Annotated in this window: 11 protein-coding genes; 4 read left to right on the top strand and 7 right to left on the bottom strand. The window is 66.4% G+C overall.

The features are described from left to right. Positions 1–31: 31 nt before the first annotated feature. Together ASG57_RS08285 and ASG57_RS08280 are read right to left on the bottom strand one after the other, a co-directional pair. Positions 32–847, bottom strand: coding sequence for an acyl-CoA thioesterase (locus ASG57_RS08285; protein WP_057196025.1), 816 nt, complete (start codon positions 845–847; stop codon positions 32–34). A 224-nt stretch (positions 848–1,071) separates the two neighbouring features. Then, positions 1,072–3,588: a glycogen/starch/alpha-glucan phosphorylase gene (locus ASG57_RS08280; protein ID WP_057196084.1), complete on the bottom strand. Its 2,517-nt coding sequence runs from the start codon at positions 3,586–3,588 to the stop codon at positions 1,072–1,074. A gap of 205 nt (positions 3,589–3,793) precedes the next feature. Between ASG57_RS08280 and ASG57_RS08275 the strand changes: the two genes are divergently transcribed. After that, complete coding sequence (locus ASG57_RS08275) at positions 3,794–4,036, top strand: hypothetical protein (RefSeq protein ID WP_057196024.1); 243 nt, start codon at positions 3,794–3,796, stop codon at positions 4,034–4,036. Positions 4,037–4,058: 22 nt separating this feature from the next. On the opposite strand, the gene ASG57_RS08270 is transcribed toward ASG57_RS08275, so the two are convergent. Next, positions 4,059–4,922, bottom strand: coding sequence for a LysR substrate-binding domain-containing protein (locus ASG57_RS08270; RefSeq protein WP_024339142.1), 864 nt, complete (start codon positions 4,920–4,922; stop codon positions 4,059–4,061). A gap of 97 nt (positions 4,923–5,019) precedes the next feature. On the opposite strand from ASG57_RS08270, the gene ASG57_RS08265 reads away from it, so the two are divergent. Continuing rightward, positions 5,020–5,940 carry a DMT family transporter gene (locus ASG57_RS08265; RefSeq protein WP_057196023.1) on the top strand — a complete coding sequence of 307 codons (921 nt, stop codon included), beginning with the start codon at positions 5,020–5,022 and terminating at the stop codon, positions 5,938–5,940. A 29-nt stretch (positions 5,941–5,969) separates the two neighbouring features. Here the strand turns inward: ASG57_RS08265 and ASG57_RS08260 are convergent, their stop codons facing one another. From ASG57_RS08260 to ASG57_RS08245, 4 genes are all read right to left on the bottom strand, one after another. Beyond that, positions 5,970–6,740, bottom strand: a complete 771-nt coding sequence (locus ASG57_RS08260) for a TIGR02186 family protein (RefSeq protein WP_024339140.1) — start codon at positions 6,738–6,740, stop codon at positions 5,970–5,972. Continuing rightward, on the bottom strand, positions 6,737–7,654 hold the full coding sequence (locus ASG57_RS08255; protein WP_024339139.1) for a sulfite exporter TauE/SafE family protein: 918 nt from the start codon (positions 7,652–7,654) through the stop codon (positions 6,737–6,739). Before ASG57_RS08255 ends, ASG57_RS08260 begins: the two co-directional genes overlap by 4 nt. Before the next feature lie 278 nt (positions 7,655–7,932). Next, on the bottom strand, positions 7,933–11,322 hold the full coding sequence (locus ASG57_RS08250; protein ID WP_024339138.1) for a tetratricopeptide repeat protein: 3,390 nt from the start codon (positions 11,320–11,322) through the stop codon (positions 7,933–7,935). A 368-nt stretch (positions 11,323–11,690) separates the two neighbouring features. Continuing rightward, the gene (locus tag ASG57_RS08245; protein WP_024339137.1) at positions 11,691–12,281 is read right to left on the bottom strand and encodes a PadR family transcriptional regulator; all 591 of its coding nucleotides are present in this window, start codon (positions 12,279–12,281) and stop codon (positions 11,691–11,693) included. A 193-nt stretch (positions 12,282–12,474) separates the two neighbouring features. On the opposite strand from ASG57_RS08245, the gene ASG57_RS08240 reads away from it, so the two are divergent. Beyond that, positions 12,475–12,861, top strand: a complete 387-nt coding sequence (locus ASG57_RS08240; protein WP_057196022.1) for a nuclear transport factor 2 family protein — start codon at positions 12,475–12,477, stop codon at positions 12,859–12,861. 41 nt (positions 12,862–12,902) lie between these two features. Then, complete coding sequence (locus ASG57_RS08235; protein ID WP_057196021.1) at positions 12,903–14,693, top strand: acyl-CoA dehydrogenase C-terminal domain-containing protein; 1,791 nt, start codon at positions 12,903–12,905, stop codon at positions 14,691–14,693. Positions 14,694–14,748: the final 55 nt, after the last annotated feature.

Raw genomic sequence — 14,748 nt, 5'->3', positions numbered from 1 at the left:
TCCGCCGTCCTTGATGAGTTCGTGGACGCAGCTACGCCTTGAAGTACGCGATCTGCGTCGTGGTCGCGAGCAGGCGGCCGTTCGGCGACCACAGCTCGCCATGCTGATCGCCGTAGCTCCGGTGAAAGATCTTGGCGTCCGCGGTCGCCAGCACGCGCGTGGTGTCCTCGGCGGCGAGGTTTTCGCTCGTGGTGTGGAAGTAGGTCGTCAGCGACACCGTGCCGAACGGCACCAGCTCGCGTCGCGCATGGAAGACGCGGCCGAAGAAGGCGTCCGACATCGACATCAGCGACAGCATGTCGAGCTTGCGCGGCGTGCGGTCGCTGATCCAGAGCTTCGAATAGGTGCTGGCGGGGTCGGCCTGCCGCGGGCCGATCCGCATCTCGCCCTCGACGAAGCGGAATTCGTACTGGTTGGCCCACGCCGCCGAGATCTTCGGGAACGGCAGCGTCTGTTCGAACGGCGTCGCGTCGGGGACCTCGACCACCCGGTGCTCCCAGGACGGCCGGCGCTCGGCGAACACGGCGGTGGCGAGCGTTGCGACCTCGCCGCCGTTCTGCGACAGCTCCACGCTCCAATGCTGGCTGGAGCGGTTGGCCTTCACCAGCCGCACGTCGAGATCGAACGCTCCCTTGGCGATCGGCGCGCAGTAATTGACGGTCATTGCCAAGGGATCGCCGGTGCGTTGCGGGTGCTCCATCAGCGCGCGCAGGATGGTTGCGGCGGTGGCGCCGCCGAACGGGCCGACGAAGGCCCAGTAATCGTCGCTGGTGTGCCCCTGCCAGCTTGAGTCACCGGCGGTGATGCGGGTGGCGTCGTCGAAGGGGTGCGGGAGCTTGGAGTGCATTGTTGGTCCTCGATGCCTCCACAGCCGTCATTGCGAGGGCAGCGAAGCAATCCGGGCTCTTTCCACGGAGACGGTCTGGATTGCTTCGCTGCGCTCGCAATCACGGCGGTTGAGGTTGCGGCGTCGTGTCACCGTGCCGCCTTGGGGATGATGGCGATCATATCATCATCCCTTGCAGAGGATGCAATAACCTCGCAGGTAACCCGCTTCCACACCGCGGAAAATCAGCCCGCGGCGTCGCGCAGGTTCGGCAGCAGCGGCGTGGTCGGATTGACCGGCACGTTCCAGATCTCCTCGGCGTATTCGCGGATGGTGCGGTCCGAGGAGAACCAGGCCATGCGCGCGACGTTGAGGATGGAGGCCCGCGTCCAGGCCGGTATCACCTGCCAGCGCGCATCGACCGCGCGCTGCGCCTCGTAATAGGAATCGAAATCGGCGCTGACCATGTAATGGTCGAGATAGCGCAGCGCATGCGCGATCGATTCGAAGCGGCCGGGGTCGCCGGGCGAGAACTCGCCGGCGCCGATCGCATTGATGGCGCGCTGCAGTTTCGGCGAATTGCGGATCACGTCCGATGCGTCCAGCCCCTGCTTGCGCCGGATCATGACGTCGCCGGCTTCCATGCCGAAGATCGCGATGTTCTCCGCGCCGACATGGTCGCGGATCTCGATATTGGCGCCGTCGAGCGTGCCGATCGTGATGGCGCCGTTGAGCGCCAGCTTCATGTTTCCGGTGCCGGAGGCTTCCATGCCGGCGGTGGAGATCTGCTCGGACAGGTCGGCCGCGGGAATGATCACCTCGGCGAGGCTGACATTGTAGTCAGGCAGGAACACGACCTTGAGCTTGCCGTCGATTGCGGGATCGTTGTTGACGATCTCGGCGACGTCGTTGATCAGCTTGATGATGAGCTTGGCGTAGCGATAGCTCGCCGCAGCCTTGCCGGCGAAGATCTTCACCCGCGGCACCCAGTTGCCGTTCGGATCGTCCTTGATGGCCTGGTACAGCGCGACCGTCTCGATGATGTTGAGCAGCTGGCGCTTGTACTCGTGGATACGCTTGATCTGCACGTCGAACAGCGCGCTCGGATCGACCTTGATGCCGAGCCGCTCGCCGATCACGCGCGCCAGGGCCGTCTTGTTGTGGTGCTTGACGTTGCGGAATCTCTTCTGGAATTCGACGTCGCTCGCGCGCGCCTCGATCAGGCCGAGCTGGGTCGGATCGTCGAGCACGGCATCGCCGCAGGTCTCGCGCAACAGCTCGGTCAGCTTCGGGTTCGCCAGCATCAGCCAGCGGCGGAAGGTGATGCCGTTGGTCTTGTTGGTGATGCGGCCGGGATAGAGATGGTTGAGGTCGTGGAAAACGGTCTCGCGCATCAGGTCCGAATGCATCGCCGAGACGCCGTTGATGCGGTGCGAGCCGACGAAGGCGAGCTGCCCCATGCGCACACGGCGGCCGCTCTTCTCGTCGATCAGCGAGACCGAGGCGCGGAAGTCGATGTCGCCGGGGCAGCGTGCTTCGGCGAGCGCCAGATGCTGCACGTTGATACGGTAGATGATCTCCAGATGCCGAGGCAGCAGCCGCTCGAACAGCTCGACCGGCCAGGTCTCGAGCGCCTCGGGCAGCAGCGTGTGGTTGGTGTAGGAGAGGGTGGCGACCGTGATCTTCCAAGCCTCGTCCCAGCGGAAATTGTGGAGGTCGACGAGGATCCGCATCAGCTCGGTTACGGCGAGGCTCGGATGGGTGTCGTTGAGCTGCACCGCGACCTTGCCTGCCAGGCTGCGCAACTGCCCATCGGACGACAGATGTCGCTTGACCAGGTCCTGAAGCGAGGCGGAGACGAAGAAATATTCCTGGCGCAGCCGCAGCTCGCGGCCCGCCGGGCTCTCGTCGTTCGGATAGAGGAACTTGCAGATCGCCTCCGCGCGCGCCTGTTCGGCGCTGGCGCTGACGTAATCGCCCTTGTTGAACGCGTCGAGCTTGAGCGGATCGGGCGAGCGGGCCGACCACAGCCGGAGCGCATTGACGTGCTGGCCGCGCCAGCCCACGATCGGCGTGTCATAGGCGATGGCCTGCACGGTCTCGGCCGGATGCCAGATCGCGCGGTCGCGGCCCTTGTCGTCGACATGCTCGACGCCGCCGCCGAAATTGACGTCGTAGATCACCTCGGGCCGCTGCAACTCCCAGGGGTTGCCGAAGCCCAGCCATTCGTCCGGATATTCCTGCTGCCAGCCCTGATTGATGATCTGGCGAAACAGGCCGTAATCGTAGCGGATGCCGTAGCCGATCGCGGGGATCGACAGCGTCGCCATGCTCTCCATGAAGCATGCCGCGAGCCGGCCGAGGCCGCCATTGCCGAGCGCGGCGTCTGGCTCGCATTTGCGCAACTCGGGCAGCGAGACGCCGAGATCGCCGAGCGCGAGCTCGAAGATATTCAGAAGGCCCATATTGTTGAGCGCGTCGGTGAACAGGCGACCGATCAGGAATTCGAGCGAGAGATAATAGACCCGCTTGCGCCCGGTATCGTAGCTGTGCTTCTCGGCCGTGAGCCAGCGATGCACGATGCGGTCGCGCAGCGCCAGCGCCGCGGCCTGGTACCAGTCGTGCTTTGTCGCCATGCCCGCGTCCTTGCCGATGGCAAGGCGCAGCTTTGCCAGGATGGCGCCCTTGATCTCGGTCAGCGCGAGTTCGTCGATAGGCTGTCCGGGGGCGGAATAATTGGGCTGGAACGATGAATCCTGCAAAGCCTTCACTTCCTGGGTCGAAAGAGCTCTCAACTAACCCTACGCGTCCTGCCCTTGCACCGGAACTGTCGTCGGTGCGGTCGTGCATTGCGCTGGCGTAAATTTATGCAAGGAACGGGCCGACTTGGGTACCCGGGGGAGCACGGAGAAACCGGGATTCGGTGCTAGATTAAGGAAGATTCAGCCATCAGTATGGAGACGCCTCATGAGAACGCCCACGCGAGTGCTGATCGAAATCGCTACTGCCCTCCTCGTCGTCTGCATCGGCGCCTCCAGCGCGGCGCTTGGCGCCGGCAAATCCGGCCGCAGCCCCGACGGCCTCAGCTGCGGCTTCACGGTCCCAGAGAAGGCGTCTCCCGCAGCTCGCTGCGCTGCGATCAAGCGCCAATGTGGCGGCAAGTTCTACGCAAATGCGTGCGGTGACAGATTGATCTCCGCAGCAAGCTGAGAGCGCCGAAGGTTCAGCAGACTCAAGCCGCCTTCGTTTGCACCGCATCGCAAAACTGCGCCAGACGATCGGCGAGCCGCAGCGTTGCCGGACTCGCATTGGGCGAGGCCATCAGTGCGAGCTCGGTCTTGTTGATCGGTGCAAAGCCTTCCTTCGCCGTCAGCACGCGGTGGTCTGAGAGGATCGACATCTCCGACAGGATGCTCAGCCCCATGCCGGCGGCGACCGCGGCCTGGATGCCGGCGAGGCTCGATGACGTGTAGGCGGTGTGCCAGGCGCGGCCCGCGCTTTCCAGCGCGTGGATGGCGCCGGCGCGATAGATGCAGCCGAGCGGAAAGCCGATCAGCGGCACGGACGGCACGTCGACGTCGACCGGATGGCTCTTGCTGGTGACCCAGTGCACCCGCTCCGGCCACACCGCGACCGCGCCCTTCTCGCCGGCCTCCCGCTTGTAGAGCGCAAGGTCGAGCTCGCCGCGTTCGAGATCGTGGGCGAGGTGCTTGCTCTGGCCCGCGCGCACGTCGAGGCGCAGGCGTGGATGCGAGCGCGAGAACGCGCCCAGCAGCTTCGCCAGGCGGTAGGCCGCGAAATCCTCGGGAATACCGAGCCGGATCGCGCCCTCGCCGTCGGGCTGGCGCAACACGTCGCGCGCCTCCTCGGCGAGCGAGAGCAGCCGGCGCGCATAGGAAAGCAGCCGCTCGCCCGCCTCGGTCGGGCGCACGTCCTTGCCGTCGCGATGCAGCAGCACCTGGCCGACATCCTCCTCCAGGCGCTTGATCTGCTGGCTCACGGTCGATTGCGTGCGGTGGACGCGCGCGCCGGCGCGGGTGAAGCCGCCGGCCTCGACGACCGAGACGAAGCTGCGCAGCAGCTCCAGATCGAGCATTGCGGCCTCCATTCGAAAATCCACTGATACGGAGTTAATCATTTAATTTCCAAATGGCAAGCGATCTCCCTAGATCGAGGGCTCAGGAGAATGCCGCATGTCGCTCGCTCCCTCGGTTTCTGTTCCTCGCAGCCGTTTCAACACGCTGCCGCTCGCTATCGGTCTGTTCTGCCTGCTCTGGAGCTACGCCTTCATCGCCGGCAAGATCGGCGTCACCCATCGCCCGCCGCTGATTCTGCTCGCCGCCCGCTTCTCGCTCGCAGGCATTCTGATCCTGGGCGCCACGCTGATACGGGGCGATGATTGGTCCCTGTCCTGGCGCGACGCTGCGGTCTTCGCAGTGCTCGGCATCGCCAACAACGCGCTCTATCTCGGGCTCGGCTACACCGGCCTGCAATCGGTTTCCGCCGGTCTTGGTGGCCTGATCGTCTCGGCGAACCCGGTGTTCACGGCCGCGCTCGCCGCGCTTCTCCTCGGCGAGGGCATGACCTGGCGCAAGGCGGGCGGCCTCATGCTTGGCGTGATCGGCGTGACGGCGATTGTCTGGCACCGTCTCTCGGTCGGCACGGACTCGCTGCACGGCATCCTCTTCACGCTGGCCTCGCTGGCTTCGATCGTCGCCGGCACCATCCTGTTCAAGCTGCTCGCGCCGAAGGGGTCGTTGTGGATCGGCAACGGCGTCCAGAACCTCGCCGCCGGCATCGTGCTGACGCCGGTCGCGTTCACCTTCGCCGATATCCACGCGATCGACTACACGCCGAGTCTGATCGGCGCGTTCGCCTTCCTCGTGCTCGGCGGCTCGATCCTCGCCTACTGGCTCTGGTTTCATCTGCTGAAGGTGTGTGGGGCCTCCGCTGCCAGCGCCTATCATTTCCTGATGCCACCGCTCGGCATGCTGTTCGCGTTTGTCGTGCTCGGAGAGCATGTCGAGGCGCGCGATCTCTTGGGAATCATCCCGGTGGCGCTCGGCATCTATCTGGTGACGCGACCGGCGAAGGCGGCGGCGTCTGCAAGCTGAGAAAGCCCTGCTGTCTCCCCAACGTCCGGCTAGTCTTTCCGGAACACGATCGACGCCATCCATCCCGTCATCAGCGCCATCGCCACTGTTGCAAGGCCGTAGAGCAACCCGTTGTGCCGCGCACTGTTGGCGACGAACTGCTCGAAGCCGACCTTGACGATCTCGAAGGCGGTGTCGGTCTTGCCGATGAACGCCCCGTTCGCAAACAGCTTGATCTCGACCTGATAGGTGCCGATCGGGACCTCTCCCGGCAGTGGAATGCCGGTCCGGAACAGGGTCGGCGTCAGGAACGTCACCGCGCTCGAATCCTCGCGGTAGAGGCCGCGCTGGGTGCGCAGGCGAATGAAGGCCGAGCGGAACACATCGTGGGGCACCACGTCGGCGTAATCGCCGCCGACTCGCTGCGTCAGCAGCACGTTGTTGAGCCCGATCTGCTGTCGCCGCGCGATCTCGGGCGAGGTGATCGCATCGAAGGGGCGGTTGGCGAACAGCGCGAGATAGCTCGGCACCTGCAGGAACTGCCGGTAGTCGGTGTTGATCCAGATCCCGAAGGTGCGCTCCTTGCGCCGCGTCACCATGTCCGCGCGCGGGCCCATCACGGTGACCACGAGATCGTAGGCCGTGCGGTCGGCCGGCGTCGTGGCGTCCTTTTCCACCGAGCCGAACAGCACCAGCTCCTCGCCCGAATAGTTCGGCGTCACCGTGACCCGATGGTTGGAGACTGACACGATCAGCCGCTCGGCCCGCGCGGCGCCGCCGAGCAGCAGGACGAGAGCGATGGCGAGAAGCACGCGAATCATCCGCTCACTCCGAGCTCGCGGATGGTGAAGAGGTCCGAGGGCTGGATCACCAGCTCGATCGCAAAGCGGATTCCGACCGAGAGGATCAAGAGGCCGAGCAGCAGCCGCAGCTGCTCGCCGCGGATCTTCTGGCCGGCGCGGGCACCGAACTGCGCACCGGTAACGCCGCCCACCATCAGGATCAGCGCCAGCACGGCGTCGACCAGGTGATTGGTCACGGCGTGCAGCATGGTCGCGAACAGCATCGTGACCAGCGTCAGCACCATCGAGGTTCCGATCACCGTCGAGGTCGGGACTCTGAGCAGATAGATCATGACCGGCACCAGGATGAAGCCGCCGCCGATGCCCATGATGGCGCCGATGAAGCCGATCGCGATGCCGACGACCACGACCGGAATTACCGAGAGATAGATCTTCGAGCGCTTGAACCGCATCTTCAGCGGCAGGCCGTGGATCCAGTTGTGCGTGCGGCGTGGCGGCAGCGCGCCGCGTCGGGTGCGCATCAAGGCGCGCAGGCCCTCGTAGAACATCAGGCCGCCGACCGTGGTGAGCAGCACGACGTAGGACAGCGCAATCATCAGATCGAGCTGGCCGAGCGCGCGCAGCTGCGTGAACGCCCAAACCCCGAGCGCCGTGCCGGTCACCCCGCCGCAGAGCAGCACGGTCGCCAGCGCCGGATCGATCGCGCGCCGCCGCCAGTAAGAGAGCGCGCCGGAAAAGGACGAGGCCGCGATGTGGCTGGCGACGGAGGCGACCGCGACGGCCGGCGTGATGCCGATGAAGATCAGCAGCGGCGTCATCAGAAAACCGCCGCCGATCCCGAACATGCCCGAGACGAAGCCGACCGCCGCGCCCATGGCGAGCACCAGGAAGACGTTGACCGGGAGGTCGGCGATCGGAAGGTAGAGCTGCATCGAAGGACCACGCTCCGGCGAGACGGATCGATTGCGCGGAATGCCCGCCGGACGGTCGGAACGATTGCCGCGCCCTTCAATAGCGGAATTTGCCGGCCGGCGGGACCGGGAATTTCGGGCGTGGTGAATGGGCGCGACGGCGGCATCGACGCTTTTGCTCCTCACCCCGAGGAGCCGGCGCAGCAGGCGTCTCGAAGGGCGAGGCCCGGACCGAGAGGCGGGCCTGCATGGTTCGAGACGCGCGCGAGGGCGCGCTCCTCACCATGAGGGGAGAGATTTCAATGCGCCGCGGATGCCGAGCGCTTGGTTGCGACTTGCTTCGGCGCCGGCTTGGCGTTCGCCTGCGGCGCGCTGTCCCAGCCTCCGGCGGGCGTCGCAACGTTGACGGCGTCGTCGGGCTGGGGCTCGGCGCTGAAGGTCTGGATCGCGAGCTTGGCCGCAGCGAGCGATTGCGGGTCGAGGCGCTTGGCGACGTCGTCGCGCTTGCCGGCGGCGTCCGCATCGCCCTGCGCGGCCGCCAGGCTGAACCATTTGTAGGACTCGGCGAGGTTCTGTTCGACGCCGATGCCGCGGGCATAGAGAATGCCGAGGTTGAACTGGCTGTCGGCGACGCCGCGATCGGCCGCCTTGCGGAACCACTGGGCCGCGCTCTTGTAGTTCGCGCCGCGTCCGCCGCCGTCGGCATCGAGCACCGCGAGGTTGTGCATCGCCTTCGCGTTGCCGCGCTCCGCAGCCTGCGTGTAGTAGCGTCGGGCGATGTCGGCGTCCTTCTTCACGCCGAGGCCCTTTTCGTACAGCGTTCCGAGCCGGAAGATCGCGGGCACCACGCCGGCCTGCGCCGCGCGGTCGTACCATTTGGCGGCTTCGTCGTAGTTCGTGGCGACGCCCTTGCCTTCGGCGAAGCGCAGGCCGATTTCGTAGGCCGCGGTCGCATCGCCCTTCATCGCGGCGGTGCGCAAGGCCGGGCCGCCGATTCCGTCGGGCAATCTCTCGCTCGGCGGCACCTGGACCAGGCCGAGCTTGGCGCGGCTCGTCCCCGACAACGCGCCGGTGATTTCGCCGGCGGCCGGCGGCAGCGGAGCCGCGGCGGGTGCGGGCGGGATTTCGACCGAGGCCGCGCTGCCCGGATTGGCCGCTTGCGCCGGCGCGGCATTGTTCTGGGACTGCCGTCCGATCGGCGTCGGCGATGTCATCGACGGCGTCACCTGCTCCGGTGTTGCCGGCTTTGTTTCGACTGGAGGCGGCGGGGCGGGCGCCGCCGGCTCGCTCGGAATGTTCTGCATCGCCTGCGGCGCCGGCGGCGGGCCGTCGCCGTCGAGCAGGTTCATCGCCATTTTGAAGGTACCGAGCACGATCACGACCACGCTCGCGCCGACCAGCAGCGAACGGATCTTCGAGGTGATGGTCGAACCGCCGTCCTTGCCCGTTTCCTTCGAACGGTCGGTCCCCGCCTTGGCGGCGCGGCCGGTCTTTTCCGGCTGGGCTGCGGCAGCCTGGGCGGCACGGCGCGCGGCGGCGATGAAGCTCGATGACGACACCGGCTCTTTCGGCCCGGCGGGAATTTCGCTGATCGCGCTCTCGGACGCCGCGATGCGCTCCGATGGCGTGGCGACGCGTCCGCCTGGCCGTGTGCCTGGCTCGAGCGGATGATCCGGCGGCAATTCCGGCGCCAGGGCGGCGCGTGGCGGGGCCGTATGCGGCTCCAGGATCTCGCTGATCGCGCGCGGCGGAATGGGGGGCATCGCCGGTACCGGGGGCGGCGCGGCGGGAGCGGCGGCATGGAATTCGCGCGGCGCGGCGACGAAGGCGGCGGCCTGTGCGGCTTGCGCGGCGGCGGGGTTGGGCAGCTCTGGCTTCGGATCGTATTTCGGCGGCTGTGCTTGCGGCCGCGGCTCGCGCGCCATCGGCGCGGGCTCCATCGGAGCCGCGGACGGCATCGGCTGCGGAGCGGCGGGCTGCGGCGCAGTGCGCACCCCGCGAAGATCGCCCTCGATCATCGAGAGGCGATCGACGACGTGGCCCAGCGCGCTGTGGACGGCTTCGAGCGAATCCTGGGTGTGCCGGTTGGTCTCGGCCTGGCTGAAACGGATGTCGGAGAGCTCGCGCTTGACGAGATCGACCATGTCGGGATCGGCGGCCGGCGCGGAGTTGCGGCTTTCGGCCAGCGCGGCATAGGTCGCCTGCTGCCGCTCCAGGTGCCTGAGGATGTCGTGCAGCCCGTCCTCGACGCGGCTCAGGTTGCCGTTGCGCGGATCGGAGGCGGCCTCGATCCGTTCCAGCAGATACGAGACGCGCTGCTCGAGATGGGCGAAGGTGGAGGCCGAGTCGTTGCCGACCTGCATGCGGTCGAAGCGGTCCGACAGCGCGCGGATTGCGGCTTCGAGATGCTCGGTGCTTTCGGACGGCTGAGGCCGCTCGCGGGTTTCGAGCGCGGCGGTGAGCGCGGCAATGCGCTGTTCCAGCACCGTAAAGCTGTCACCCTGGCCGGAGGCGCGGGTGATCTGGTCGACCTTGGACGACAGCAGCTGCACGTCTTCGGACAGCCGCGCGAGCGCTTCGTTGGAGGCGACATTGGAGACGATGGCGCGCAGCGCGGAGATCGCGCCTTCGAGCTGCTGAACGGTCGAAGGATCGTCATTCGCGCGCAGGATCAGGTCGAGCTTGGCTCCGAGATTGCGGATCGCCTCGTCATAGCCGGTGAGCTGCTCGGCAGGCGTCAGCGTGCGCAGCACCTGCTTGATCTCGGACAGCGCGTGCTCGATCCCCGACAGCACCTGGCCGTCGGTGCCGTTGGACCGCGTCTCGTCGATCCGACGGTGCAGCGAGCGGATCTCGTTCTCGATCGATTCGATCGCGCGCCGCGGCATCGCCTCGGTGATGGCGGCACGGATTTCGGCAAGCTCGCTGCGGAAGGCGTTGATCGCCTGCTCGGTATTGTCGGGACGCTGCAGCGACTCGATCTGGCTCGTGATCTTGAGCAGATGGCGCTCGAGCGAGGAGAAATCCGGCCCCGGCTGCGGAGGCGGCGGCGGCGCGTAGGCAGGGCCGGGCGGCGCCACTGGAGGCGCGTAAGGAGCCGCCGTGGGTGCAATCGGCGGCGCGGCGCGCGGCGGCATCTGCCTCGGCGTAAAGCCATCGAGCTCGCTCTGGCGCGCGGTGATCTCGGCGACCGCGACGTCGAATGAAGCCGGACTAAGGGGAGGGGAGTTGCGATAGACTTGAGCCGCCGCGCGCTCGACCGCATCGGCCTGGCGCTGGCGCGCCTCGATGGGCGAGGCCGCAGGAGCCGGACGCGGCGCCTGAGGCTGTTGCGGACGGGAGATTTGCGACAGGCGTGCGTCGAGCCGCGAGATCGCGTCGTTGAGCTGGCGCGCGACGCCCTGCTCGCGCGAGATCTCCTGGCGCGGCGTGGGCTTCGAAATCCGTTCGATCTGCTGGGTAATCGCGTCGAGCCGCTGGTGAATGTCGGCGACTTCGCGGCTCTCCTGACTCGGCATGTGCTGCGGACGCTGGTCGTAGGCCGCGCGAAAGTTCGGCGGGGCAGTCTCGCCGAGCGTGGAGTTCAGCCAGTCGTTGAGCGACATGCCGGCCCTGCGCGCAGCAGCTTCGGCCCGCTCCCGGACGGATGGATCGATGCCGTCAGCACTCCACGATACGCGCGAATTCATGACTCTGTCCGGTTCCGACTCCGGCGCCCCACCCGGCGCCTCCAGCCTCCCCACGCGTGCCGGTTGCAAACACAATCGAATTTGGCGCGGGTCGTCTGCCTCGAAAACCGACTTTTTCCTGTTACGGTAAATAACGGGTTAAGGAATGCAGGCCCGGTGTCTTAAAGTTGGCCGCGGGAACTTGGGGCCTGGCGTTCGGCCTTCGCCCAGTGGTCGGTGCGCTGCCTGCCCTGCATGCGGGGAGGGCTGGGGCTGGGAAGAGGGTGCTTCGGCCCCGGCAATCCGCAAGAGGACAAGCCCCCTCAGTCGGCGCTTCGCGCCGATCTCTCCCGCAAGCGGGAGAGCTGACCAGCACCGCCGGCGCCGGTCTACCCCTTCCCCTCGCGCTTGCCATCCTCCAGCGGCACCACCGTGCCCTTGCCACTCTCCGCCGACAGCGCCTCCAGCGCCTCCTCGCAGAAATCGGCCACCATCTGCTCGTGGCGGGCCCCGAGACGGAGCAGCAAGAGGTTGCCAAGGTCGAGCCGGCCTTCTGCCCTGCCGTCGGGAAAGCGCTTCTTCAGGATCCGCTCGTAGTTGGCATGGCGGTCGCGATGGTGCTCCAGGCGGGCCATCAGGTCGGTCCGCAGGGGCTCGATGTCGATGCTGTCGAGCGCGTGCAGGCGCACCAGCAGGTCGTCCTTGGTCGAGGCTGGCGTGCTTGGCCGCGCGGCCCAGTGCCGCAGCGCTGTTCTACCCTCGGGCGTCAGCGTATAAACGAGCTTGTTGGGCTTGCCTGTTTGCACGACCTCGCGGCCCTGGATGTAGCCGCGGTCGCGCAGCTTGGAGAGCTCGCGGTAGATCTGCTGGTGGTCGGCCTTCCAGAAGAAGCCGATCGAGGAATCGAAGGTCTTGGCGAGCTCGTAGCCAGTCATCGGACGTTCCGTCAGGCATGCGAGGATTGCGTCGCCCAGTGCCATGATCGGCCTCCTTCTTCGGTTCGACCAAGTTGCTTGACTTTATGCGCATCGGCGCATATGCGTCAATATGCATATGAGGCAGCATGCAGGCGGGCCGAAGGCCCGGCTGAAAAATCCAGCGCAATCAACTCCCCCGCTACTGTGCATGGGGTTGTTTTCGCACTTTGCCCTTGGCCTAGGGAGGCACCTGAGAATGACCGGCCTCGATTCCTGGTACGCCTACATGAAGTCCCACGACCGCGCCGCGCTCCGGGACCTGCTGCATCCCGATGCCGTGTTCGAGAGCCCCGTCGTGCATTCACCGCAGCGCGGGCGCGACATCACCTTCAAATATCTCTCCAGCGCCGAGAAGGTGCTCGGCGGCCCCGGCTTCACCTATGTCGGCGAGTGGAAGAACGAGCGCGGTGCCGTGCTTGAATTCAAGACCATGATCGACGGCATCGAGATCAACGGGGTCGACATCATCAGCTTCGACAGCGAGGGACGCATCACCCATTTCAAGGTGATGGTGCGCCCGCTCAAGGCGATCAACATGCTGCACCGCCTGATGGCGGAGCAGCTTGCCGCCGCCCAACCATAAGCCCAACATCATCCCCACAAGGCCCATGCCGGGAGAACGCCATGCCGACCTATAAAGCCCCCGTCGAAGACGTGAACTTCCTGCTCAACGACGTCTTCCAGATCGACCGCTACGACAATCTGCCGGGCTTCTCCGACGCGTCGAGCGACGTGCGCGAAGCCATTCTCGGCGAAGCCGCCAAGCTCGCCGAAGAGGTGCTGCAGCCGCTCAATCGCGTCGGCGATCTCGAAGGCTGCAAGCGCGCCGAGGACGGCAGCGTCACCACGCCGAAAGGCTTCAAGGAGGCGTTCAAGCAGGTCGCCGAGGGCGGCTGGCTCGGCCTCTCGGCGCCGACCGAATATGGCGGGCAGGGCCTGCCGGTGACGCTCTCCCAGGCGGTCAACGAGTTCCAGATCTCCGCCAACATGGCGTTCTCGATGTATGGCGGCCTCACCATGGGGGCGACCGCGGCGCTGCTGGTGCATGGCTCTCCGGAGCAGAAGAAGACCTATGTGCCGAAGATGATTGCGGGTGAGTGGACCGGCACCATGAACCTGACCGAGCCGCATTGCGGCACCGATCTCGGCATGCTCCGCACCAAGGCGGTGCGGCAGGCGGACGGCAGCTTCAAGATCACGGGCACCAAGATCTTCATCTCGGCCGGCGAGCATGATCTCGCCGACAACATCATCCACCTCGTGCTTGCCCGCATCGAGGGCGCGCCCGCCGGCATCAAGGGCGTCTCGCTGTTCGTGGTGCCGAAATTCCTGGTCAATGCCGACGGTTCGCTGGGGCAACGCAACGGCGTCGTCTGCGGCTCGATCGAGCACAAGATGGGCATCCACGGCAATTCCACCTGCGTGATGAACTACGACAACGCCACGGGCTGGCTGATCGGCGAAGAGAACAAGGGCATGCAGGGCATGTTCGTGATGATGAACGAGGCCCGCCTCGGCGTCGGCGTGCAGGGGCTCGCGCAGTCCGAGGTCGCCTATCAGAACGCGGTCGCCTATGCCCGCGAGCGCATCCAGGGCCGTTCGCTGACCGGTGCGAAGGCGCCGGACAAGCCGGCCGATCCGATCATCGTGCATCCGGACGTGCGCCGCACGCTGCTCTCGATCCGCGCCTTCAACGAGGCCGCGCGGGCCTTCGTGATCTGGACCGCGCTGAAGAGCGACGTCGCCCATCGCTCCGAGGATCCGAAGGACCGCCAGGCCGCCGACGACCACATGGGCCTGATGACGCCGGTGCTGAAGGGCTTCCTCACCGATTACGGCTTCGCCAACGCGGTGCAGGCGCAGCAGATGTATGGCGGTCACGGCTACATCGCCGAGCAGGGCATGGAGCAGTTCGTGCGCGATGCCCGCATTGCGATGATCTATGAGGGCGCCAACGGCATCCAGGCGCTGGACCTCGTCGGCCGCAAGCTGCCGCGCGACGGCGGCCGCGCCATCATGGCCTTCTTCGGCGAGGTCATGGCCTTTGCCAAGGAGAACGGCGGCGACGAGGCGCTCAAGCCCTTCATCGCCCCGCTGTCGACCTCGCTCGGCCATCTCCAGCAGGCGACGACCTGGCTGATGCAGAACGCGATGGCGAAGCCGGATAATGCCGGTGCCGCTGCAACCGATTACCTGCATCTCTTCGGCTTCGTCGCGCTCGGCTACATGTGGGCGAAGATGGCGAAGGTGACGAATGCGAAGATTGCCGAGAGCGGGGCGACGCCCTATCTCTCCACGAAACTCGTCACCGGCCGTTTCTTCATGGAGCGGATGCTTCCGGAGACCGCGGCCAATCTCGCGCGCATCCAGGCCGGCTGCGCCACCATCATGGAATTGCCGGCGGAAGCGTTCTGAGCCTGCTTCCGCTGCCTGCTCCCAATCGTCTCGAAAATCACATCAGGAGGGCGTC

Origin of the sequence: Bradyrhizobium sp. Leaf396, from assembly GCF_001424605.1 — a bacterium.
GTDB classification, from domain to species: Bacteria; Pseudomonadota; Alphaproteobacteria; order Rhizobiales; family Xanthobacteraceae; genus Bradyrhizobium; species Bradyrhizobium japonicum_C.
The sequence above is the reverse complement of the archived record's forward strand: the minus strand, read 5'-3'. Positions and strand labels throughout refer to the sequence as shown.

Excerpts from the sequence above, each read along its gene's own strand:
- ASG57_RS08260 (WP_024339140.1), bottom strand. The coding sequence starts at position 6,740 with ATGATTCGCGTGCTTCTCGCCATCGCTCTCGTCCTGCTGCTCGGCGGC.
- ASG57_RS08245 (WP_024339137.1), bottom strand. The coding sequence starts at position 12,281 with ATGGCACTGGGCGACGCAATCCTCGCATGCCTGACGGAACGTCCGATG.
- ASG57_RS08270 (WP_024339142.1), bottom strand. The coding sequence starts at position 4,922 with ATGCTCGATCTGGAGCTGCTGCGCAGCTTCGTCTCGGTCGTCGAGGCC.
- ASG57_RS08250 (WP_024339138.1), bottom strand. The coding sequence starts at position 11,322 with ATGAATTCGCGCGTATCGTGGAGTGCTGACGGCATCGATCCATCCGTC.
- ASG57_RS08275 (WP_057196024.1), top strand. The coding sequence starts at position 3,794 with ATGAGAACGCCCACGCGAGTGCTGATCGAAATCGCTACTGCCCTCCTC.
- ASG57_RS08255 (WP_024339139.1), bottom strand. The coding sequence starts at position 7,654 with ATGCAGCTCTACCTTCCGATCGCCGACCTCCCGGTCAACGTCTTCCTG.
- ASG57_RS08265 (WP_057196023.1), top strand. The coding sequence starts at position 5,020 with ATGTCGCTCGCTCCCTCGGTTTCTGTTCCTCGCAGCCGTTTCAACACG.
- ASG57_RS08235 (WP_057196021.1), top strand. The coding sequence starts at position 12,903 with ATGCCGACCTATAAAGCCCCCGTCGAAGACGTGAACTTCCTGCTCAAC.
- ASG57_RS08240 (WP_057196022.1), top strand. The coding sequence starts at position 12,475 with ATGACCGGCCTCGATTCCTGGTACGCCTACATGAAGTCCCACGACCGC.
- ASG57_RS08285 (WP_057196025.1), bottom strand. The coding sequence starts at position 847 with ATGCACTCCAAGCTCCCGCACCCCTTCGACGACGCCACCCGCATCACC.